This is a genomic window from Rothia endophytica (assembly GCF_039543885.1).
Classification (GTDB): Bacteria; Actinomycetota; Actinomycetes; order Actinomycetales; family Micrococcaceae; genus Rothia; species Rothia endophytica.
This window is the reverse complement of the sequence record NZ_BAABKP010000001.1, coordinates 383,892-405,966: the sequence shown is the minus strand read 5'-3', so window position 1 is coordinate 405,966 and position 22,075 is coordinate 383,892. Positions and strand designations below refer to the sequence as shown.

Below are 22,075 nucleotides of genomic sequence, written 5' to 3'. Positions count from 1 at the left end.
GCAAGGAACCTTAGCCAACGATAAGCTCGTCGTAGTCCGGCTCATCCCCAATTTCAAACTCACGACCGGAAACCCCGGTGGGTTCTATCTCCACCCAGTTGGTTTTGTAGGTCGGTGCGAACGCTTTGAGCCTCAGCGATTCAACGGCGCTCATATCGGCTTCGCTGGTCAGCCAGTGAGCGTTTCCGCGCACCACGACCGAGCGTGCCACCCCATCAACAATCTCATCAATCTCAAAAGCTGCCTTGCGGCTAATCACCACTTCAGAGAGTTTCTGGCCAGCCGCGGTGCGGAAGTAAATCTTGCGTTCGTGCACCACGAAATTCACGGGATAGATATCAATCTCACCACCAGCTGCCAGAGCTAGCCTGCCCACCTGATGCTGATTCAATAGTTCCCAGCAACGGTCTTCATTCAGAGTTTTAATGGGATTCTCGTTCATTGCCCCAGTCTAATTCTCAGCTGTCAATCCGCAGGAAACTTTTCTCACAGAGTTCCCGAATATTACTTATTAATACGCGGCGCGGCTGGTCATCCTCCCAAGCCAGCAACGCTTCAAGTGCGCCGATAATCTGTCCGGCGGACAAATCACCGTCACATGCTGAGACGAAGCCACTGGTTTCCGTGGTCTCCAAAATCGTACGACGCAACCCGGCACCGGCACGGAGCAAAATTACAGAAGGATGCTCTGCACCCGGCGTAGCGTGTCGCTCCTCAGTCACATCCCCGGCCACCACCAGGTGCTGTGCCAGTAGTTGCTCATCGGTCATGGCCGTCACCGCGTCATAGTGAGCTACTGCCTCGGTGATAAAAGGGGCGATGGGTTGCTGGATGGGGTAGGTGATTTCTTCAAAGCGATGCAGGCGCTCACCGGTGGGGTCCGCAGCAGGCTTGCGCAACCAGATCATGCCAAAGCCCACCGACTCCACTCCGCGCGCCGCGAAGTCTCGCAAGTAAGCCGTGTAGCTCTCGGTATAGGCAGCCGCATCACGGTTCTCGCTAGAATCACGTAACCAGGTCTCGGCATACTGTTCAGGGGTTAACACCTCCCGTTGGATAAACCAGGCTTCGGTCTGCTCCCCCACCCAGGCACGGGGACGCGCTGACCAATCACGCTCTTGCCCGACAGCAGCAACAGGGATTTCCCAGTTACCCAGCATCTGGGCACGCCCACCGGGGGTAAGCGCCCCGGGGAGCTGTTCCACCAGGGTAGAAACGATACCGTCGCCTGCCATACCGCCATCCCGGTAGGTGTACTGATCAGCGGCCACTTCTCCCTCACGGCGGGGAGTAATCACAAAGGGAGGGTTAGATACCACCAAGTCAAAGGTTTCGCCAGCCACCGGTTCCAGCAGAGAACCCAGGCGCAGGCTCACGCGAGCCTCCACATTGTGGGGGTCAACCTGGAGCGCTTCAGCGTTGAGTAACAGATTAAAGCGGGTAAATGCCAGTGCCCTCTCGGAAATATCGGTGGCGGTCACATGCTGGGCGTGGGCGAGCAAGTGAAAGACCTGGATACCGCAGCCAGTCCCCACATCTAGAGCACGATCTACCGGGATTCGCTCAATCAACTGTGCCAGGGTCAGCGAGGCGTGCCCGATACCCAGCACGTGGTCACGGCGCAACACGCCTTCGCGCTGATGAGCACCTAAATCGCTGGCAACATAAATCTCGGTGCCATCATCAGCCGCATGAGGCCGCAAATCCACCGTGGCAAGGACGCCACCCGGCGTCCCTTCTGCCAACCCCAGCTCAGAAATAAGCTGCGCAGAGCCCGCGCCGAGGGCAGCATCAAGATCAGCTACCTCGCATTCCTGAGCCAGCAAAAAGAAGCTGACCACGGTTGCAAGAGCGCGGTCAGCCGTGGTGAAGCTCTCAGATGTTGCCTCCCAGCCCAGTACCTGTCCAATGCGGTAGACGCCGGGAACCACCTGGTCCCGAGCCATGGCGTCGAAAGGACCGTCGCCCAGCAGCTCTTGCACACCGTCATAGGTGTAATTCACCGATTTCAAAGCTGCGTTGAGGGTTGCGAGCGCGGCAGTGTCGGTGCTCATAGGGGCATTATCAATACGAGAAAAATCAGTCACGCCCCCATTATCTCAGGAATCAGGAGGGTTTCTTTTCTGAAGGCGCTTATCTTCTCACCTCCAGCCCCGCAGAACCGCAGGAAGTGAGCAGCGGCAGGTGGCCCTGTACGGCTGGGGCAGACTGCACTAGGCTAATCCCTATGTTGTTTGCTTTCTCCGTAGCCCCCACTGGCGGGGGCGACCCCAGTGGTTCAGTGCACGATGCCGTTGCAGAAGCCGTAGAAATTGTCCGAAACTCTGGTCTGCCCCACCAGACCGATTCCATGTTCACCACCATCGAAGGTGATTGGGATGAATGCATGGCCGTCATTAAGGCAGCCACCGAAGTGGTGGGCAAGCACGGTAGCCGTGTGTCACTGGTACTCAAAGCCGATATCCGCCCCGGCCACGATTCAGGTGAGATCACGGGAAAAGTTGAGCGGCTTGAAGCAGCCCTTGCCCGCCGGGTTGAGACTTCCTAGGTGCGTATCTGGTCAGTAGACCCCTCCCTGTTGGACGCCAAGGGTTTGGTCGCCTGCTGGCGTGAAACGCTGCTGGCGCAGAAAGTTCTGCAGGGCCTCACCAAGGGATACAAAAACCACCCGCAGTTGGACCGTTTCAAGGCAAGCCCAGACCCTTTAGCTACTATTTGCGCCTACCTTCACGGTCTAGCCGATGAGGCTGACCGGCGCGGCTACAGTTTCAACCGCTCACTGATTGTCACGGAACAGTCTGAACGGGTTGCCCCAATTGCTGTGACGCAGGGGCAGGTTGATTATGAGCTGGAATTTTTGAAGCAAAAGGTAGAGGCCAGAGACCCCCAGTGGTACCTTGACCGTTTTGCCAGTTCACCGGCACGGCGCCTGCACCCCCTTTTCTATGAGGTTGCTGGTGGCATCGAACCCTGGGAGAAACTACCACCCGCCAAGTAACCCTCAGCGTCTGAGGGACACACCACTCTAAAGGCCCCTGCACCGACTGGTGCAGGAGCCATACCTTTATTTACGCAGAAGTAGTGGCTGTCCACAGGTACATGCGGTAATTCTTGCTGGTCATCTCGCCGGGCCCGTACACCTCCAGGTGGACGCCGGTAGGCACCAGCCTTTTCGAGGGCAGAAACTCGGTGTGCAGGTGTTCGAAGCCTTCTTTGATGTGGTGGGGGGTCTCACCGGCTAGTACGGCTCCTTGGACCAGAACCGTGGCGTACATAGCAGCAGGCACCATCACACCGGTCAGTCCCAGGGCAACGACGTCCTTAATTCCACCGGGCACGATAAAACCTGCGGTATAGGTGGCTCCGGCATCATCAGCATCAGGCATAATAACGCCCACTCGCTGTAATTTTTCCACCGCAGCCAGCTTTGCAGTACCGTTCTCACCCTGCTCTAGTTTTTTATAAAGCTCCTGCCACCAATCACTAAAGACGCTCTGCTCGCTGGCAGGTGCAGTCACACCGGCTACCATAAAGGTTCCGTACTCAATCAGGGCTGTTTCAAAGGTAGAGGCAGGGCTATTCATAGACACCCACTCTAGCCCAGGGCCGCTTCAAATATAGAAAAGTCCACCTGCCATGAGAACAGGTGGGCTTTCGGTTAGTTGCCGCTGAGGTTATGAGGCGCTCACCGCGTCCCTCTCGGCTAGAGCTTTCTTGGCACAGTCGCCGCAGAGCAACACCAGATCGCGTTTGCCGTCTACATCCAGGTTTTCAAACTTGTTGGAGGGGGCACCGCAGTGCTCGCACTGGCCGATGGTGACGGTGTCCGGTGAGAATTCCACGTGCATGCGCTTATCGAAGATGTACATGGAGCCTTCCCAGAGACCCTTATCCCCAAATTTTTCGCCGTAACGGACAATACCGCCGTCCATCTGGTAAATCTCTTTGAAGCCGCGGTTCTTCATTAGAGCAGAGAGGATTTCGCAACGGATACCGCCGGTGCAGTAGGTAACCACGGGCTTGTCTTTGAGGTCATCGTACTTTCCCGATTCGATTTCTTCGATGAAATCGTGGGTGGTACGAACATCAGGAACAATAGCGTTCTTAAACTTGCCAATCTTGGCTTCAAAAGCGTTGCGTCCGTCAAAAAAGACCACTTCGTCGCCGCGTTCTTCGACCAGCTGGTTGACCTCTTCGGGCTTGAGGTGGACGCCACCGCCCACCACGCCGTTTTCATCCACGACCAGTTCTTCGGGGATCCCGAAAGCTACAATTTCGTCGCGAGCCTTAACAGATAGACGGGGGAAGTCAGCAGCGCCGCCGTCAGACCATTTCAGTTCTAGCTTTTCAAAACCGGGGTACTGACGGGTGGTCTTACCATACTGTTTGAGCGCGTTGATATCACCGCCCAGGGTGCCGTTGATACCGTGCTTAGAGATAATGATGCGACCGGTCAGCCCTAGTTTTTCACACAGGGCACGCTGCCAGAGCATGACAGCCTTGGGGTCGGTCACGGGTGCAAAGCAGTAATAGAGAATAATTCGTTCTTGAGCCACACCCCCATTCTACTCCCCTGCCCAGTTACCCACCGGTACAGCAGGCAAGCTTCTAAAGTGAGATGTGATGCCGCAGGCGGTAAGGGGCTTAGTGCCCCAGGCGGAAGCGCCGGCCGGTCACCTTCTGCGGGGTTAGTTCCACGAATTCCAGCTTTTCGGTATCCAGCCATGGGGCCAGGTTGAGCTTCTTCACCTCATCAATTTCTTGGGAGTCTGTGAGAAGGCGGGCGGTAGCAAAAACATTGACTGAGTGAGCATGATGGCCTTCAGCGCGGTCGAACTGCACCGTAACTTTCTCTTCAAGAATCAGTTGGGTTAGTTTTGAGCCCGCTGCTGTGCGGAAATAAATCTTTTCCCCATCAGTCACGATGTTAAGAGGGGTGATGTGCACAAAACCGTCTTCACCCAGTGTTCCCAGACGGGCAAACCTGGTGCTCTCAATGAGCTTCCACACCTGCTTATCATCGAGTACGGTGATCGCCGGTTCCCTCTCAGCGGGCTGATTCTGGTCTTGAATGTTCATTGGAATACTCATATTCCCATTATCACGTACCTTATTGCCTAAGTCACAGAAGGAGCGTTTTATTTCAGCAGCTAGGCCCATTGCTCAGCATCAGTTTGCTGGGTGAAGGGAATGATTGTTTGTTGCCAGCAACGGCGCTCTGCGATCAGGGGTGATAATGGGAGGTATGTCTGTTCCATCTCCCGCACCCGGTGACGTGCCAGTTACCCCTAGCTCAGCCTCCAGCGCTCACCCCGTGGATGCCGCCCCGGTTGCGATGCGGGAGATGCTGCAGAGACTGGGGTACGGTAGCCATCCGCCTCAAATCACGCATGTGCAGACCTTAACAGCCCAAGAAGCTGTTACCTCCCCCTGGCCCAAGTGGGCACACCCCCGCGTCGTAGAAGCCTACCAATTCCTGGGCGTTGACCAGCCTTACCGACACCAGGTTGAGGCCGCAGATGCCGCCCACAGCTCACCGGGCAACCAGCACGTTATTCTTGCCACCGGCACGGCTTCGGGCAAATCCCTTGCCTACCAGCTACCGGCGCTAGATGCTATTTACCGAGGGGAAATCGGCGAGGGCGGAGCAGGCTTTATCTCTGGCAGGGCAACGGCTCTTTACCTCTCCCCCACCAAAGCTCTAGCTGCCGACCAGCTAGCATCACTGCGCTCTCTAAACCTGCCCGGCGTGGTGCCTGAAACCTACGACGGCGACACTCCTCCCGCTGACCGACGCTTTATCCGTGAGCGTGCCAACCTGGTGCTCTGTAACCCGGATATGCTGCACCACGCCATCTTGCCCAACCACGGTCACTGGTCAGTTTTTCTGCGCAAGCTACGCTATGTGATTATTGACGAGGCACACAGCTACCGCGGCGTGTTCGGTGCCCACGTGGCGGCGCTCCTGCGGCGCCTGCGCAGAATCTGCCGGCACTACGGTGCCAGCCCGGTTTTTATTGGTGCCTCTGCCACCAGTGCTGAGCCAGCCGCATCCTTCAGCCGCTTAATTGGTTCTCGACCGGAGGCAGTCACCGCCGTTACCGAGAGCACGGCTCCGCGGGGTGCTACCCATGTGGTGCTCTGGGAACCTGAGTTTGACCAGAGCCAGCAGGTGACTGACCGGCTATCTGCAGGTCGGGGTACAAGCCGCTCCCCCGGAGGAAGCGGAGGCGGTGAAAACGGGGCTCCCGTGCGCAAGTCTGTCATCACTCAAACCGCCGAAATGCTGACAGACCTGGTGATCGACCGAACCCGCACCATCGCCTTCATCAAATCGAGGCGCGGGGCAGAAGCTATTGCCCAAACCGCCGGGCGCTTCCTAGATGAAGTCGAGCCCGGCCTATCATCCAGGGTTCGTGCCTACCGTGCAGGCTACCTGCCCGAAGAACGCCGAGAACTAGAACGTACCCTGCGCAGCGGGCAGATGCTGGGGGTGGCATCAACATCGGCTCTAGAACTGGGGATTGATATTGCTGGGCTGGACGCCGTGCTGGTGGCTGGCTGGCCAGGCACCCGGGCCTCCTTCTTCCAACAGATTGGACGCGCTGGCCGCGCTGGGCAAGATAGTTTCGCGGTGCTGGTTGCCAGCGAAGACCCGCTGGATACCTATCTGGTGCACCACCCGGCTGACATCTTTGAGAACGGAGTTGAAAAGACAGTCTTTGACCCTGAAAACCCCTATGTTCTCAGCCCCCACCTCTGCGCCGCTGCTGCCGAGCTGCCCCTGCGTCCAGAAGAGCTAATTGTTTTCGGCGCCACCGCCCCCAGGCTTCTGGAAAAGTTGGTAGAACAGGGCTACCTGCGCCGCCGCCCCACCGGCTGGTTTTGGACCCACCCAGAATCAGCGTCCGCCCTGGTCTCGTTGCGCGGCGGCAGTTCACCACTGCAGATTATTGAGGTAGAAACCGGAGCTGTGGTGGGCACGATGGACGGCGGTTCAGCTCACGCACAAGGACACCCCGGAGCTATCTACACTCACCAGGGTGAAACTTTTTTGGTGGAAGACCTCGATGAAGAAAACCGGGTCATTGCTGTCAGCCGAGCCACCCCCGACTACTACACGCAAGCACGGGACATCACCGAAGTCACCGTACTGGCCACCGATCGGACGGTGGAGCAGGGGCCGGTAACTATGAACTTTGGGTCGGTGCGGGTGCGCTCGCAGGTAGTGGGTTATCAGCGCAAATCGCTGATTGGCCAACAAGTGCTGGGCGACGAGCCCCTGGATTTAGAGCCTCAGAGCCTCAACACCCGCGCTATTTGGTGGACCATTCCTGCCACAGTTCTGCATTCAGCTGGGATTCACGAACGCGAGGTACCCGGCGCCCTCCACGCCGCCGAGCACGCCGCCATCGGTTTATTACCCCTCACCGCTACCTGCGACCGGTGGGATATTGGAGGGCTTTCTACTGCCCTGCATGTTGACACCGAGCAGCCCACCATCTTTGTCTATGACGGTCACCCGGGTGGAGCAGGTTTTGCCGAACGCGGTTTCGAGGCAGCCGAGCACTGGCTGCGAGCTACCCTTGACACCATTCTGGCCTGCGAATGCGAGCGCGGCTGCCCCTCCTGCGTCCAGAGCCCCAAGTGCGGCAACCGCAACGAGCCTCTAGAGAAGACCGCTGCAGCCCGGTTGCTGGGGGCTCTCTTGGTTCATGCCGGGGCAGTGTCGGAGGGCGAGAACAGAGCCCTCCTCAAGCCCCTGGCTCAAAGGGAAGTCGATGCAGGGCGAGCGCCGCAGCCGGTGGTCTCAGCAGTTGAAGCGCTGACCGGTCAGCACAGTAGCGAGGCGCCCTTCTAGTCCTCCGGCTTTCTCGCGGTCAAGCTGCGAGAGTTAGCCAAGGTAGGCTGCTGTGATCTTGGGTGGGCTAGGAACCCTTGTTCACCGGCACGGCAGGAGGCCCAGCACGTGAAAGACCTTCAGCCGACCCCAAGAAAGCGAACGGCCCTTCTATAGGAATCGTTACACGGACATCCACCGTTCCGCTCAGCTCCGAAGGGAGAGCGCAGCCAGCCAGACTAGCCCCATTGCGCCCCGCCACAGCGGCCGCTACGGTGCAGGGCTGCCCACTGCTTAACCCTCGGGCGGCATCGGCTCCAGCGAGGGCTGCCAAGTCAGCAGCGGTAGCGGCCCGATGATTAGCACTTACGATACCGACCAGCCCTGCCACGGTAAGCCCCAGAACTAATAGCACGCAGACCAATCCCAAAGATGTCACGGTATTACTGCCCCGCTCGGCATCCTCCCGGGGCAGACAGAAGCTTGGTTGCCGCATGCTCACTGCCCACCACCTTCGGTGAGCGCTTGAGCATCAGCGACCAGTTGCCAGCCGGTGAGCCGACCAATTAGCCCCGGCGCAGTGCGACTAGCTTCAACGCGAGTGAATTCTCCGCTGGTACTCACCGATACGGCTGCCCGAGGCTCAATTTCCTGGACGATGCGGGTGATCGTTTCAGCGCCCTCACCGCGAGCAGCGGCTCGGGCTCCTATTCGGGCGCCCTCTTCAAGGCGGAGTTGCACGATGCCCAGGGCTGCGGCACCCAGTACCAGACCCAGCACGAACACCACGGCGGGTAGGGTAACTGCAAATTCAGCGGTGACAGACCCGCGCTGTCGGCACCTAGCCCTCCGCCCCAGAAGAGCGCAGGGCCAGATGCCACCGGCGAGAGGCCGTGGGTGAGGTTTAGGCTCCAGTCGAGAGCGCATTGCGCACAATCCCTAGCAGGAGCTCACGCACCTCATCAGATTTCAGGATTACTACCAGCAGACCGGCAAAGCCGACTGCTGCTAGCATGACGATGCCGTACTCAGCGGTGGTTGCACCGGCTTCTGGGTCATCCAAAGAGGTGACTAGCTCCCCGATAAGAGCTGGGGCGGTCGGGGCTTCTTCTCCCCAGTCCTCAGCAGAGACCAGTGAGTGAGAGGGTGTGGTTGTAGGGTACGACATGGTGCCGTCCTTTCAGGTCAGAGGGTGAGTGTTAGCCCGCTGCGGGGCGAAAGGGTAAGAGGAAAAGGATGGAAAAGGAATCCACCACCTCAGCGGGCTACTACCAGTGTCATTCAGGTCACCGATGGTGACCAGGGATGAGGGAAGCTGTGGAAAATCTACTCAGATTACTTCCTTCACCCCGGTGCGACTGCCAGGTAATGGGTGAAAGTATGAAGCGACTGTGACCGAAAAATCTACTGGGTTTAGAGTTTGTGTACACGCCTTTTAGAGCAGGGAGGGAATCATAGCGATCAGAACAGGCACCACACCCAGGCAGATAAAAGCAGGCAAGGAACAGAGCCCCAGCGGCACCACCAGCTGCACACCCAGCCTGGCAGCCGCCTTTTCTAAGGAGCGTTGACGGTGCCGACGCTTCCGGTCGGCCAGAATACGCAGGAAATCGGCACTGGGCGCACCTGTTTCCAGGCTCAGCCCCAGGGCTGAGTGAACACCGGTCAAAGGTTTAGGCACGGTCTCGCCCCAGGCCTGGGCCCAGGTGGCACCAGCATCCAGCTTAAGCACCACCCCGCCCAGAAAGAAGCGGTAGCGCCCGCTATCCAACTGTCCCAAGTGATGTAGTAGGGCACGAACAGGTAACCCGGCAGCCAACATAGATGCGGCTAAATCCAGGTAGAGGGCTGCGTCCAAAGCGGCACCAGGGGCAGCGTCAGATGCTGAACCAGGCGCTGGGTTAGCGCCGGCAACAGGCTCTTGCGCCTGAGCTCGGCGGGCATCCCTGCGCTTCAAGAGCCACAGCAAAAAGGATGCAACCAGCGCAAAAGAGCTAGCCGCTAGCACCAGCACCTCCATTAGAGCTCCCCTTTTTCTGCGCGGAGGATGAGGCGAGCCGTCCAGCGGCTACCCACTAGGGCAAGGGCAAGGCCAACGCAGCAGATCAGAGCGCCCAGCACCGAACCGAAGAGGACGCCGAGCGGGTCTGCCCCCATGACGAGACCCAAGCCCAGCCCCAACAGGGGCAGCCAGGAGAGAATGCGGCCTGTTGCCTTAGGTCCGCCCATGGCAGCCTCTCTCATCTGCAAGAGGTCAATATCGTTCTCCAAATACCGGGCGAATCGTTCCAACACCTCAGCAAGGGGGGCACCGGTGCGCTCGCTGACCTGCCAGCAGGCCGCTAGGCTGAGGGCTCGTTCAAGAGAGGTGGGGCGAGCCAGCGTCTGAACGCTGTGTAAGCAGGCCTGCGATACTGGGGCCCCTCTTTCTGCGGCAAGTAGGCAGGAGCTGAGAAGATGGTGCAGGTCTCCGACTGCAACTAAAAGCCCGGTCGCCTCCCTATCCCAACGGGCCAGCAACCCCTGAGGCTGCTGCTCAAGGTGACGCTGACGCCCTGCTACTTCTTCGGTAGCTTTTGCCAGTGCAAAGGCTGGGCTTACCCCAGCTTTGAGCAATGCTGCTAGATGCCACATGAGATCTGGCCAAAGTTCGAGTTCATCTATTCCCGGGCGGGCGGCATGGCGGGGAGGCAGGTGTGTCACGAGCTATCACCCACAGCACCCTGGACTGCTTGACGCAGTTGTTCTCCCGCCGGTAGCCAGGCAAGAGAGGGACCCCGGCGCCCTGCCTCGACACGGCATACCGGCCGGACCACCAAGGTCCCAGACTGCTGGCTCAGGCTGGCAATCTCCCGCACCTGGCGCTGACCGCTACTCCTATCAATATGAATGATGTAGTCCAGGGCGGTAGCGGCTTGCAAAGTCACCGCCCGTTCGCTCAGACCGGCGAGTGCACCCATAGCGTACAGACGGGCAGGTACCGCCTCGGTAGAGTTAGCGTGCACGGTGCCGCCAGTGCCTGAGTGGCCGGTGTTCATGGCCGAGAGCATATCTGCAATTTCGGCACCGCGGCACTCTCCCACTATCAGGCGGGTGGGGCGCATACGCAAGGCCGCTTGGATGAGCTCAGAGAGACGGACCTCTCCCCTGCCCTCGGTGTTCGCCTCACGCGCCTGCAGACTCACGGTGTGCGGGTGATCTGGGGCGAGTTCAGAGGTATCCTCAACTAGCAGCAGCCGCTCGTCCGCACCACAGGTTGCCAGCAGGGCAGAGAGCAGGGTGGTTTTGCCGCTGCCAGTGCCCCCACTGATCAGAAAGTTAGCGCGCTGCCGCACCAAGTAGGCAAGTACGCGGCCAGTTTCCTCACTCAACATACCCCGTTCTTGCAGGTCAGCCACGGTAGGGGTGCCGGTAGCGCGCAGGCGGATAGAGAGCAGGGTGCCGCCCCGGCTGAGCGGTGGTAGCACAGCGTGCACGCGCAATCCATTTTCTGTTTGGACATCAGCGATGGGGTGGGAGTCATCCAGCCTGCCACCGGCAGCGCTGAGCAGACGGGTAGCGAGGGCACGACCTTCCTCCTCATCGGTAAGGGAAATATCTGAGCGTTGCAATAGCCCCGCCGCCTCGTACCAAACCTCGGTTCCGTTGAGAAAAATATCGCTCAGTTGAGGGATATCCAGCAGAGGGTCAAGGGGGCCCAGCCCGGTTAGCTCTGCTCTGAGGCGGCGCTGGGCAGAGTCTTCTTCTACCGGGGTCAAAGGGACGTCAATAGCGTCCAAAAGGCCGCGTAAATTTACCGGGTCTGCGGGGTTCAGCAGTCGGGCATCAGGCACCTGGCTGTGCTTGCTCTTTGACGTCATAGGTTTCTGAGTTTGTGGCTCTACCTCCAGGTGCACCGGGTTAGAGGTGGGCGCAGCAGGCCCTTTTACCTCTACCTTAAGGGGCCGGAAATCAGTGATGGTACCGGCAAGAGCAGCCACGGTATGGGGGCGCGGGGCCCTGACCGGTGCGGGCAGAGTGGGTTGCTCCAGAGCACTGGGGTGCGCGGAAACGTTAGGTTGTGTGGTGGTGCCAGAGAGCTGCACATCGCTGGCACCTACCTCCTCGGCTGGCAACTCAAAGAATCGGCTGCGAGCCTTACGCACTGATAGTTCAATACGATCTTCGACTGAGGTCTCGGCAATACTCTTCTGAGGGGAGGGGCCTTCGCCCGAAGAACCTGGTTCCCTTGCTCTGCCCAGTTTCGGGGTGCCCTTCCGTGCCAGTTGGTAGAGCTGCGGTAGCTGTTCTGTATCCATCTGCTGACCCTCAGCGTCTTGCTCGATAGCTGGCGGTTGGCTTGCATGGCGCATGACTGTCCTTAAGCGTCCCGGGCGAATTCCTTTTCTGCCCCTCTTTGTGCCACAGGAGTTGTGACCTGTCTACACCTGCGGCTAGAAAAACAGGAATAATAGAAGAATGTATATTGTGCTCGGGCCCGCAGACGCCTCTACCGGGGAGAACCTCGGTGGGGCAGTTGATGCGCTCTGGGAGGCCATCACACTCAATGACACCGGCTCTGGCACTCACCGCACCTTTCCTCTGGGAAAAATAGCGGACTTTGTGCAAACGGTTGAAAAGCACAACACCCACCGCACCATCCGTTGGACCTGGGCAGATGCCCGAATGGTCATGCCCATGCTTTTGCAGGCCGGTGCCAGCCCCAGCAGTTGCCACGACCTGCGCCTGGTTCAGCGCCTCTTAGTGACCGCAGCATCCAGAGCCCAAAACGGTATCAGCTTCACCCCGGTACTAGAGCTCGGCAAGGAAGCTCAGCCAGCCGGAACCCTACCGGCTCGCCGCCAGATTGAGGGTCAAGAGTCTCTCTTTGATGCCCCGCCCATAACCGCCAGCCGTGACGAACAGGAACCTGCCCCCACAGCCTCCCTGCTTCTCGAAGAATTGCAGGCCCAGCTCACCACCATCAAATCGGCCCCTTACCCTGGCAGATTAGGCCTACTGGCAGCCACCGAATCCCAGGGCGGCATTATTGCCGCAGAAATGAAGCACTATGGGATGCCCTGGAACCGGGCTATCCACGAAAAGATCTTAGAGCACCAGCTCGGTGCCCGCCCGGCAGGCTATCAGCGCCCCTACAAGCTCGAACAGTTAGCTGCCCGTCTGCGCCAAGAATTGGGGGCGCCCAACCTCAACCCCGACTCCCCTCATGAGGTGCTGCGAGCACTTCAGTCCGCGGGCTTCTCGGTCACCAGCACTCGCAAGTGGGAGCTCACCGAATGGGCGAATTCCGCCCCGCACCTGCGCGAATCCCGCTGGCAGGTGGTACGCCCCCTGCTGGAGTACAAACGCCTGGCAAGGCTCTATACCGCTAATGGATGGGCATGGCTGGACGCCTGGGTAACGGACAACCGCTTTCATCCTGCTTATGAGGTGGCGAGCGCCGCTACTGGCAGGTGGGGTGCCCACGGGGGCGGTGCCATGCAGATCCCTAAGGACGTTCGTGCCGCCGTGCACGCCGAAGAAGGTATGTTGCTTACCGTGGCAGATGCCGCCCAAATCGAACCCCGTATTCTGGCGGTTATGAGTGGGGACCGAGCTCTAGCTGTAGCAGGCCGCGACACCGACCTCTACCTGGGTATCGCAGAAATCGGCAAACGTACCGGCAGCGCTCTGGCAGACCGCTCCCACGCCAAAATTGCCCTGCTAGCTGCCATGTACGGTGCCACCACCGGTGAGGGAGGGCAGCTCATGCCCCACCTCAAAAAGCTCTTCCCCCAAGCCATCGGTTTCACTGAAAAGGCAGCAGAAATCGGCTTGCGCGGCGGTCAGGTCACTACCTTCTTAGGTAGGACGTCCCCCGCCCCATCCCACGCCTGGTTTGAGGCTCAGCGCGACCGATCCTCAGCAGAAAAAGAGCGAGCTGCTGCAACGGCCGCCCGTTCCCACAGTCGCTTCACCCGTAACTTCGTCATTCAGGGCACCGCCGCTGAATGGGCGGTGATTTGGATGGCGCAGATTCGCCGCCGTCTGCGCACCGAACGGCGCTTCGGCCACCGTCTACAGTCCCGCCTGGTCTACTTCTTACACGATGAAATCATGATTTACGGCCCGCAGAACGAGGCGGCACTGTGCGCCACGATTGTACGAGAAAGCGCCCAGGCAGCCGCTGAACTAATTTTTGGGCCCACCGACGTTGAGTTCCCGGTCACCGTAGTAACCACCGACGATTACTCCCAGGCCAAATAAGAAGAGGGGGTCAGCAGGCTGAATACCCCCCTATGCCGGCCCCCCGTTTTTCTTATGGCCTATGCACCGATGTCCCGCATCTTTTGGGGGTTCCAGGGCAGTTCCCAGCCGAGTTCTTTGAAGATATTGGAGAGGATGAAGCCGGTAAAGCCCCAGATGGTGAAGGTTTCGTGGTCACCGTGCACATCAAAGGCAGGTGACTTGTGCACCTGATGGGCGCTGTTGATGGCGGCGGTGTGGCGGTTTTCCGGGTCGAGCAGATCTGCTACCGGCACGCGCACCACCAGGGTGGATTCGTCAGTGTCCACCGCGGCGACGGGAGTGGGCAGCGTCCACCAGGCAATTACTGGAGTGACCATAAAATTGCTGACCGGCAAGGCAACGGGTTCTAACTGGCCTAGAATTTCAACTCCACTGGCATCCAATCCGGTTTCTTCAACAGCTTCGCGCAGAGCAGCCACCTGGGCAACCGGAACACCTAGACGGGCTGCCTCGTCGTAGTCTTCTGGGTCTACCCGACCGCCGGGGAAAGCAGGCTGACCGGCGTGATGACGCAGCCGATTGGAGCGCACCAGAATCAGCAGGTCAAGGTCATCCCCCACCGCTCCGCAGTGACTTTCTGAGGGGCTATCATCGAGCACACCAAAAAGGATCAGCACGGCAGCATCGCGGGCTTTTTCAGGGTCAATGCGCCCAATCCGCCAGGCATCAGCTCCCTCTATTGCCGGTGGGTTGCGTTCCAGTAGTTCAAGGAGCTGGGTGCGTGTGGGGTGACTGTGGGAAATATTCTCAGGCATTGAGGCCGTACCCTTCTGCTCGGAGTTCCTGGCGGGTGGCACCCTGCAGAAAACGCAGGTGCAGGCGTTCGCGCCCGGGCGCCATCTCATATTTCATGAGAGCCCTAGCAGCTGTTTCCTCCGTTTCCCCGGCGCCATAGGCGGGGCAAAGGTCAGCAACGGGGCAAACCCCGCAGGCGGGTTTTTGGGCATGGCAGATACGCCTGCCGTGGTAGACCAGACGGTGGGAGAGGTTGGTCCAGTCCTTGGGCTCAAAGAGAGCAGCGACGGCGTGTTCCACCTTGACGGGGTCTTCTAGGTCAGTAAAACCGAAGCGGCGGGCTAGACGCCCAAAGTGGGTGTCCACGGTGATGCCGGGGCGCCCAAAAGCATTACCCAGCACCACGAAAGCGGTTTTGCGACCCACGCCGGGGAGCTTGACCAGTTGCTCTAATTTTTCCGGCACTTTTCCACCGTGATCAGCGACCAGCCGCTCGGCAAGCCCCACCGTTGCCTTTGCCTTGGAGCGGTAGAAACCCAGAGGTCTCACGATTTCTTCGACCTCTTCAATACGGGCAGATGCCAGGGCGGCGGCGTCCGGGTAGCGGGCGAAGAGCTCTGGGGTAACTGCGTTGACACGGACGTCGGTGGTCTGGGCTGAGAGCACCGTTGCCACTAAAAGCTGGTAGGGGTTCGCGAAATCGAGTTCAGCTACGGCGTAAGGGTAGGTTTCCCCCAAAATTCGGTTAATTTTTCGGGCTCGACGCACCAGGGAAAGGGGGCTTTCACTCTCCCCTTTAGCAGCGGCGCGTGAGCGTTTGCGAGCTGCTGCCTCCGCCACCGGGGCAGGCACAGTACGGATTTCAAGCAGAGAGCGTTCATCAGGGGTTAGCTCTATCGATGAGGGTGATTCAACCATATGAATGAGACTACTCAAAAGCGGTTGTCAGAGCATAGCGCACCGTCAGTTCCAGTCATATTCACGCCGGGTCTACCGTCACATTTCATGTAACACGAACAGTGATTTTGTGACAGCCGCTACACAGTGCACTATGGTGTTAGATAAATATTTGTGTGACTCACATCAATGAGCCACGCCATAAACCTTTACACAGGAAAGGCAGAGCCCATGACCGAAACCAATATCTTTGCTCCCAGCGCAGAATTCTCAGCCCAAGCTAATGCCCAGCCCGGCATCTATGAAGAAGCTAAAGAAAAAGGGGTAGATTTCTGGGCAGAGCAGGCTCGTGAGCTACTGACCTGGTCCAAGCCTTTCACCGAAACCCTGGACTGGTCTAACCCTCCCTTCGCCAAGTGGTTCGCAGATGGCGAACTCAACGCTTGTTACAACGCGGTAGACCGCCATGTTGAGGCCGGCAACGGCGACCGCACCGCCATTCTCTTTGAAGGAGAACCCGGCGACACTGCCTCCTATACCTACGCCGAACTCAAAGACGAAGTTTCCCGCGTCGCCAACGGCATCGAATCCCTGGGTGTCACCAAGGGCGACCGGGTTGCCATTTACATGCCCATGATTGCTGAAGCCGTCATCGCCATGCTGGCCTGCGCCCGCGTAGGCGCCGTTCACTCAGTAGTCTTCGGCGGCTTCTCAGCCGACGCTCTGCGCTCCCGCATTGAGGACGGCGAAGCCAAGCTAGTCATCACCGCTGACGGTTCCTACCGCCGCGGCAAGCCCTCCATGCTCAAGCCCGCCGTTGATACCGCCCTAGAAAAGGGTGCTGAGACCATCGAGAAGGTGCTGGTCGTCAAGCGCAACGGCGAAGACGTCAACTGGGTTGAGGGCCGTGACGTCTGGTGGCACGAGCTCACCGCAGAACAATCCACTGACCACACCCCTTCAGCACAAAACGCCGAAGACCCCCTCTTCATCCTCTACACCTCAGGCACTACCGGCAAGCCCAAGGGCATCCTGCACACCACCGGCGGCTACCTCACCCAGGGCGCCTTCACCCACAAGAACATCTTTGACCTCAAGCCCGAGACCGATGTCTACTGGTGCACCGCCGACGTCGGCTGGGTCACCGGCCACTCCTACGTCGCCTACGCCCCCCTGGTCAACGGCTCCACCCAGGTTATCTACGAAGGCACCCCCGATGCCCCGCACCGCGGCCGTTTCTGGGAAATCGTTGAAAAGTACGGGGTGACCATCATGTACACCTCCCCCACCGCCATCCGCACCATGATGAAGTGGGGCGAGGACATCCCCGCAAAGTTCGATCTCACCAGCCTGCGCGTACTGGGCACTGTGGGCGAAGCCATCAACCCCGAAGCTTGGCGTTGGTTCCACCGCGTCATCGGCGGCGGCAAGTGCCCCATCGTAGACACCTGGTGGCAGACCGAAACCGGCGCCATCATGGTCTCTCAGCTCCCCGGCATCACCCACGCCAAGCCCGGCTCCGCCCAGCAGCCCATCCCCGGCATCACCATCGACGTGGTCGATGACCTGGGCGATTCCCTGCCCAACGAACAGTCAGGTTTTCTCACCATCCGCGAGCCCTGGCCTTCCATGCTGCGCACCATCTGGGGCGACGATGACCGCTTCATCGACACCTACTGGTCACGTTTCGAAAAGATGTACTTCGCAGGCGACGGCGCCAAACGCGACGCCGACGGCGACCTCTGGGTACTGGGCCGCGTGGACGACGTCATGAACGTCTCCGGCCACCGCCTCTCCACCCCCGAGATCGAATCCGCCCTGGTCTCGCACCCCGCCGTAGCAGAAGCTGCTGTAGTGGGCGCTGCTGACGAAACCACCGGTCAGGCAGTCATGGCCTTCGTCATCCTCAACGACAGCGCCAAAGCAGAGGACCATGACCCTACCCAGCTGGCAGAGCAAATCCGCGCCCACGTCGGTGTGGAAATCTCACCCATCGCTAAGCCCAAGCGCGTGCTCATCGTGGACGACCTGCCCAAGACTCGCTCCGGCAAAATCATGCGCCGCCTCCTCAAGGACGTCGCAGAAGACCGCCCGGTCGGCGACACCACCACCCTGGCAGACCCCACCGTCATGCAGTCAATCGAGGCTAACTTCAAGCAGAGCTAAGGGCTAAGTAAGTAAATCCATCCATAGTCCGCCTCCAGTTTTCTCACGATTCCGCAGAAAACTGGAGGCGGGCTCTTTACTGTGAAAAACTAGGAGCCATGGCAACTACTGCGACTGCACCCAAACCCATCTTTGTTCTCAACGGCCCCAACCTTAATTTGCTGGGCATCCGCAAACCCGACATCTACGGGCACACCACTCTGGCAGACATTCAGGCGACCCTGCGCGCTCAAGCCGCCGAGCTGGGCCTGAGCATCGAGTTTATGCAGTCCAACCACGAGGGTACGCTCATTGACGAAATCCAGCGGGCCCGCACCGAAGGCTCAGCAATCATCATTAACCCTGCCGCCTACACCCACACCTCGGTTGCAATCCACGACGCCTTAGAGGCCGCCGAACTGCCCATCGTTGAAGTCCACCTCTCCAATGTGCACCGCCGCGAGAGCTTTCGCCACCACTCCTACGTTTCCTTGCAAGCCAGCGCCGTCATTGCTGGTGCTGGGGCTCAAGGCTACGAGCTGGCGCTGTCCTATCTTGCTCGCCAGCTTCAACCTGCCGGTTAAACTCAAACCAGCGTCCTACATTTCACGAGGTCATAGACTATGAGTACCACACCACAGCGCAAACTAACCTTGGCCGATGCAGTCTTCATTGGGGCTGGCTCTATGATTGGCGCCGGGCTCTTCGCCGCTTTCGCCCCGGCAGCCCGCGCAGCAGGTGACTACCTGTTAGTATCACTGGCAATCGCCGCTTTTCTTGCGTTTGCTAATGCCACCTCTAGTGCCCAGCTAGCCGCCCAGTACCCCCAGTCTGGTGGCACCTATATCTACGGCAAAAAACAGCTGGGCGACATCTGGGGCTTTCTCGCCGGTTGGTGCTTCGTGGTGGGCAAGACAGCCTCCTGCGCGGCTATGGCTATGACCTTTGCCGCCTACGCCGCGCCGTCCTGGCAAAAGCCTCTTGCCATAGGTGCGGTTCTTGCACTCACTGCCGTCAACTATCGGGGTATCACCCGCACCGCTGCCCTGACTAAGCTTTTGGTCACCCTGGTGCTAGCAGGTTTAGCGGTCTTTTTTGTTGCGGTCTTAACCGGTACTTCACCGACGCCCTTACACGCGGTTGACTCAGGAACCGCTGGTCTCTACGGGGTTCTACAGGGTGCCGGTCTGCTCTTCTTTGCCTTCGCAGGGTACGCACGCATTGCAACCATGGGCGGTGAGGTTATACAGCCAGAACGTACCATACCGCGGGCCATTCTCTGGGCGCTGAGCTTAGTGGGCGCACTCTACCTGGCAGTTGCCCTTGTTGTGCTGTCACAGTTCAGCCCGGCACAGCTAGCTGGCAGTGTAGCTCCTCTGGCAGATGCAGTTGGCGGTTGGCCTTTTGCCCGTGGGGTGCTCTCCCTAGCCGCTAGCCTGGCTGCCTTGGGCGCACTGTTAGCGCTCATTACAGGTATCGGACGCACCGGCCACGCTATGGCTGTAGGCAAGCATCTACCAGCAGTTTTTGCCCCTCTACACCCCCGTTTTGGGGTACCTCACCGCCTAGAAATCACGGTAGCGTTAGCCGTCTGCCTTCTCATTCTGCTCTTTGACGTGCGCGGGGCGATCGGTTTCTCATCCTTCGGTATTCTGCTCTACTATTTCTTGGCGAACTGCGCCGCATTGACCCAGGGCCCGACCCACCGCCGCTACCCGCGCTGGTTACAGGTAGCAGGGGCAGCTGGCTGCTTCGTTGTGGTTTGGACGCTACCGCTCGCGTCTATTACAGGTGGGCTAGTATTGCTGACCTGCGGGTTGCTCTACTATTTGCTCTTTGCGCGGCGACAGGCTCAAGGTTCCAGTGATAGCCGCTAGCGCCGGTTGGGAGCTAGCCTGCACATGCGCCGGTAGCCACCGCCTGTGACCCGACCTCTACCTGACCCAGCGCGTTGATAATGCTTGATGCTGGCACAGCGTAGCCGCTTTGCCCCTGGGTTGCTTTAGCAAAAATCATGGCCATAACCGTGCCATCTTCCGTCAGCACAGGGCCACCGGAGTTACCCTGTTGAACATCAGCTGCCAGCTGGTACACCAGACGGGAGGGGTTGGTCTGGCCAGTCTGAGCATCAACGGTCTGCGTGATGCCCAGCCCCTGCACTGTGGCAGGTTTACTCTGGAAACCTCCCCCACCGGGGTAGCCCATAAAGGAGACAGTAGTGCCAGCCGCTATTTCGGTGCCATCGATAGGCAGGGGGTTCACTCCCAAATCGGGGGATGAAATGATGGCAATATCTAGAGCCTCATCAAAATAGATGACTTCACCGGTCGCTGCCTCACCGCCCCGCGCCAGCAGAGTGGGGGTAGTGACCCCGGCAAGGACGTGAGCGTTTGTAACGACCAGCCCACCGTCCACAGCGAAGCCAGAGCCTTCCGAAGTGTAATTACAAGCTTGGGCAGCTCCCACTACCTGCACTACTGAGGAGCTCGCGTTCTCTAGAACGGGGTTTGACAGTGGCTCAGAGGGGGCAGCCTGCTCAGGAAAGATCAGGTTGGAAATCTCAGGTAGGGCTGCCGCATCAATGACCTGCCCACGAATTTCAGTGACTTTATCTTGCAGGGTAGCCGGAGTGACCGACATCATCCATGAAATGACCCTAGATTCAGCGGTAGCAGCAGTAACAGCTGGCAGCCCCAGCGGGCGCACCAGAAGCACGATGGTCACAATCACCAAAGCGCTGAGTAACAGGTTCAGCACACCACCAGCCAGACGTTCTAAGCCGCGCAAAGGAGTAGCATCCGTGATACGGCGCAAGGAGCGCCCCAAGGCCATCCCGATAGTTTGCCCCAGTATCAGGCACGCCATCACGGTACCCAGCGCCACCAGCAGGTTCCATTGCGATCCCACCTGGTCAATCATCCAGGGGGTGGCATAGACCGCCGCAGCAGCACCCATCACAAAGCCAACCAGTGTGCCCAGGGCAACGAAAAGGCCCTGACGTAGACCTGTCAGAAAATACAGCCCAATGACGGCCAAAACCGCAATATCAAGGACGGTCGCAGCGCTCATGGCCTTCTCCGTTTCTGTACCCATCCCTCAGATAGGTCATGTAGCTCAACAGCGGGGGTGATGCCCCAATGTGGGAAGAATAAAGGTTACCGTCTGAACCTGGGAGAATAACCAATGACCGGGCCCTAAAAATCTCTGGGAACTCCCACGCATACCTCAAAAAAGGTTTTGAAAGCACCCGATATCATGTAGTCTCTTTAGTAGTTAAATATGTCACAAGCAAATGTGGCGCGCATTGAAACAGCTCATACTATGCTTAGTACTCTGCCCGGTAGCACCATACAAGCTGCTTCTCGCACTTTTGCTCTCCACTTTAGAACTGTTCTAGGAGTTTTTGAACTATGGATATTGAAGTACTACGCCGCGCCCCCCTCTTTGCATCACTTGATGATGAGGCTTTTGCAGCTTTGACCGAAGACATCACCGAAGTTGACCTGTCCCGCGGCGCTACCCTTTTTTACGAAGGCGATCAGGGCGATCAGCTCTACTTCGTCATCTCCGGCAAGATGAAGCTGGGACGCACCGCATCTGACGGCCGTGAAAACTTGGTAGCCATCATGGGCCCCGGTGAAATCTTCGGCGAGATGGCGCTCTTTGATCCCTCACCCCGTTCCACCAGCGCGACCGCTGTGTCTGAAACCCGCCTGGCAGGTGTTAAGCACGAGTCCCTGCGCAAGGCAATGGAAAAGTCACCTAATATCTCAGCTCAGGTACTGCAGGCTCTAGCACGCCGCCTGCGCCGTACCAACGAGAACCTGGCTGACCTGGTTTTCTCAGATGTTCCCGGTCGCGTGGCTAAGGCCCTCCTTGATTTGGCTGACCGCTTCGGTCGCCCCGCTACGGACGGCGTCCTGGTTGCTCACGAGCTCACCCAGGAAGAACTGGCACAGCTGGTTGGCGCTTCCCGCGAAACCGTGAACAAGGCTCTTGCTGAGTTCGTTTCACGCGGCTGGATCCGACTCGAAGCACGCGCAGTGGTCATCCTTGACCTGCAGCGTCTGCGTCAGCGTTCACGCTAAACATTTCAACCGTTATCGGTCAATAAAAAGGTGGGCACCCCAACTGGGGTGCCCACCTTTTTGACGTCACTCGTGGCTAAGT

22 protein-coding genes are annotated in these 22,075 nt (G+C 58.9%); 8 read left to right on the top strand and 14 right to left on the bottom strand.

Annotated elements, in window-relative coordinates:
• Positions 1 to 10 precede the first annotated feature (10 nt).
• Both ABD982_RS01835 and ABD982_RS01830 read right to left on the bottom strand, forming a co-directional pair.
• The gene (locus ABD982_RS01835) at positions 11 to 442 is read right to left on the bottom strand and encodes a pyridoxamine 5'-phosphate oxidase family protein (protein ID WP_251379341.1); all 432 of its coding nucleotides are present in this window, start codon (positions 440 to 442) and stop codon (positions 11 to 13) included.
• Between the two features lie 16 nt (positions 443 to 458).
• Positions 459 to 2,054, bottom strand: coding sequence for a DUF7059 domain-containing protein (locus ABD982_RS01830; protein WP_345445738.1), 1,596 nt, complete (start codon positions 2,052 to 2,054; stop codon positions 459 to 461).
• 173 nt (positions 2,055 to 2,227) lie between these two features.
• Here ABD982_RS01830 and ABD982_RS01825 point away from each other — a divergent pair, with 173 nt between their 5' ends.
• Together ABD982_RS01825 and ABD982_RS01820 are read left to right on the top strand one after the other, a co-directional pair.
• Positions 2,228 to 2,548 carry a thiamine-binding protein gene (locus ABD982_RS01825; RefSeq protein WP_345444003.1) on the top strand — a complete coding sequence of 107 codons (321 nt, stop codon included), beginning with the start codon at positions 2,228 to 2,230 and terminating at the stop codon, positions 2,546 to 2,548.
• Entirely contained in the window at positions 2,549 to 2,998 is a 450-nt protein-coding gene (locus tag ABD982_RS01820; RefSeq protein ID WP_345444000.1) for a pyrimidine dimer DNA glycosylase/endonuclease V, read from the top strand.
• A gap of 70 nt (positions 2,999 to 3,068) precedes the next feature.
• On the opposite strand, the gene ABD982_RS01815 is transcribed toward ABD982_RS01820, so the two are convergent.
• The 3 genes from ABD982_RS01815 to ABD982_RS01805 all read right to left on the bottom strand — a co-directional run bounded on the left by ABD982_RS01815 (position 3,069) and on the right by ABD982_RS01805 (position 5,091).
• Entirely contained in the window at positions 3,069 to 3,584 is a 516-nt protein-coding gene (locus ABD982_RS01815) for a GyrI-like domain-containing protein (RefSeq protein ID WP_345443997.1), read from the bottom strand.
• Between the two features lie 90 nt (positions 3,585 to 3,674).
• Positions 3,675 to 4,556 carry an oxygen-dependent tRNA uridine(34) hydroxylase TrhO gene (gene trhO, locus ABD982_RS01810; RefSeq protein WP_345443994.1) on the bottom strand — a complete coding sequence of 294 codons (882 nt, stop codon included), beginning with the start codon at positions 4,554 to 4,556 and terminating at the stop codon, positions 3,675 to 3,677.
• Positions 4,557 to 4,644: 88 nt separating this feature from the next.
• A complete protein-coding gene (locus tag ABD982_RS01805) occupies positions 4,645 to 5,091 on the bottom strand; it encodes a pyridoxamine 5'-phosphate oxidase family protein (protein WP_345443991.1) in 447 nt (148 codons plus the stop codon).
• Positions 5,092 to 5,335: 244 nt separating this feature from the next.
• Between ABD982_RS01805 and ABD982_RS01800 the strand changes: the two genes are divergently transcribed.
• Positions 5,336 to 7,861, top strand: a complete 2,526-nt coding sequence (locus tag ABD982_RS01800) for a DEAD/DEAH box helicase (protein ID WP_345445736.1) — start codon at positions 5,336 to 5,338, stop codon at positions 7,859 to 7,861.
• Between the two features lie 67 nt (positions 7,862 to 7,928).
• On the opposite strand, the gene ABD982_RS01795 is transcribed toward ABD982_RS01800, so the two are convergent.
• The 6 genes from ABD982_RS01795 to ABD982_RS01770 form a co-directional block, all read right to left on the bottom strand.
• Entirely contained in the window at positions 7,929 to 8,336 is a 408-nt protein-coding gene (locus tag ABD982_RS01795) for an Rv3654c family TadE-like protein (RefSeq protein ID WP_345443988.1), read from the bottom strand.
• 2 nt (positions 8,337 to 8,338) lie between these two features.
• Positions 8,339 to 8,767 carry a TadE family type IV pilus minor pilin gene (locus tag ABD982_RS01790; RefSeq protein WP_251379348.1) on the bottom strand — a complete coding sequence of 143 codons (429 nt, stop codon included), beginning with the start codon at positions 8,765 to 8,767 and terminating at the stop codon, positions 8,339 to 8,341.
• The gene (locus tag ABD982_RS01785) at positions 8,745 to 9,008 is read right to left on the bottom strand and encodes a DUF4244 domain-containing protein (protein ID WP_345443984.1); all 264 of its coding nucleotides are present in this window, start codon (positions 9,006 to 9,008) and stop codon (positions 8,745 to 8,747) included. The genes ABD982_RS01790 and ABD982_RS01785 overlap by 23 nt, the downstream gene beginning before the upstream one ends.
• Positions 9,009 to 9,275: 267 nt before the next feature.
• Positions 9,276 to 9,860 (bottom strand): type II secretion system F family protein, encoded by a 585-nt coding sequence (locus tag ABD982_RS01780; RefSeq protein ID WP_345443982.1) that lies wholly within the window; start codon positions 9,858 to 9,860, stop codon positions 9,276 to 9,278.
• Positions 9,860 to 10,543, bottom strand: a complete 684-nt coding sequence (locus ABD982_RS01775; protein WP_345443979.1) for a type II secretion system F family protein — start codon at positions 10,541 to 10,543, stop codon at positions 9,860 to 9,862. The genes ABD982_RS01780 and ABD982_RS01775 overlap by 1 nt, the downstream gene beginning before the upstream one ends.
• Positions 10,540 to 12,192, bottom strand: coding sequence for a TadA family conjugal transfer-associated ATPase (locus tag ABD982_RS01770; RefSeq protein ID WP_345443976.1), 1,653 nt, complete (start codon positions 12,190 to 12,192; stop codon positions 10,540 to 10,542). The genes ABD982_RS01775 and ABD982_RS01770 overlap by 4 nt, the downstream gene beginning before the upstream one ends.
• Before the next feature lie 106 nt (positions 12,193 to 12,298).
• Here ABD982_RS01770 and ABD982_RS01765 point away from each other — a divergent pair, with 106 nt between their 5' ends.
• On the top strand, positions 12,299 to 14,086 hold the full coding sequence (locus ABD982_RS01765) for a bifunctional 3'-5' exonuclease/DNA polymerase (RefSeq protein ID WP_345443973.1): 1,788 nt from the start codon (positions 12,299 to 12,301) through the stop codon (positions 14,084 to 14,086).
• Between the two features lie 59 nt (positions 14,087 to 14,145).
• Here the strand turns inward: ABD982_RS01765 and ABD982_RS01760 are convergent, their stop codons facing one another.
• Positions 14,146 to 14,883 (bottom strand): NUDIX hydrolase, encoded by a 738-nt coding sequence (locus ABD982_RS01760; protein WP_345443970.1) that lies wholly within the window; start codon positions 14,881 to 14,883, stop codon positions 14,146 to 14,148.
• Complete coding sequence (gene nth / locus ABD982_RS01755; protein ID WP_345443967.1) at positions 14,876 to 15,781, bottom strand: endonuclease III; 906 nt, start codon at positions 15,779 to 15,781, stop codon at positions 14,876 to 14,878. The genes ABD982_RS01760 and nth overlap by 8 nt, the downstream gene beginning before the upstream one ends.
• A 168-nt stretch (positions 15,782 to 15,949) precedes the next feature.
• On the opposite strand from nth, the gene acs reads away from it, so the two are divergent.
• The 3 genes from acs (at position 15,950) to ABD982_RS01740 (ending at position 19,782) form a co-directional block, all read left to right on the top strand.
• On the top strand, positions 15,950 to 17,926 hold the full coding sequence (gene acs, locus ABD982_RS01750) for an acetate--CoA ligase (protein WP_425570000.1): 1,977 nt from the start codon (positions 15,950 to 15,952) through the stop codon (positions 17,924 to 17,926).
• A 98-nt stretch (positions 17,927 to 18,024) separates the two neighbouring features.
• Positions 18,025 to 18,489: a type II 3-dehydroquinate dehydratase gene (aroQ, locus tag ABD982_RS01745; protein ID WP_345443963.1), complete on the top strand. Its 465-nt coding sequence runs from the start codon at positions 18,025 to 18,027 to the stop codon at positions 18,487 to 18,489.
• 39 nt (positions 18,490 to 18,528) lie between these two features.
• Complete coding sequence (locus tag ABD982_RS01740; RefSeq protein WP_345443960.1) at positions 18,529 to 19,782, top strand: APC family permease; 1,254 nt, start codon at positions 18,529 to 18,531, stop codon at positions 19,780 to 19,782.
• 13 nt (positions 19,783 to 19,795) lie between these two features.
• Here the strand turns inward: ABD982_RS01740 and ABD982_RS01735 are convergent, their stop codons facing one another.
• Complete coding sequence (locus tag ABD982_RS01735) at positions 19,796 to 20,974, bottom strand: MarP family serine protease (RefSeq protein ID WP_251379359.1); 1,179 nt, start codon at positions 20,972 to 20,974, stop codon at positions 19,796 to 19,798.
• A 341-nt stretch (positions 20,975 to 21,315) separates the two neighbouring features.
• Here ABD982_RS01735 and ABD982_RS01730 point away from each other — a divergent pair, with 341 nt between their 5' ends.
• The gene (locus tag ABD982_RS01730) at positions 21,316 to 21,993 is read left to right on the top strand and encodes a Crp/Fnr family transcriptional regulator (RefSeq protein ID WP_083091991.1); all 678 of its coding nucleotides are present in this window, start codon (positions 21,316 to 21,318) and stop codon (positions 21,991 to 21,993) included.
• The last annotated feature ends 82 nt before the right edge of the window (positions 21,994 to 22,075 follow it).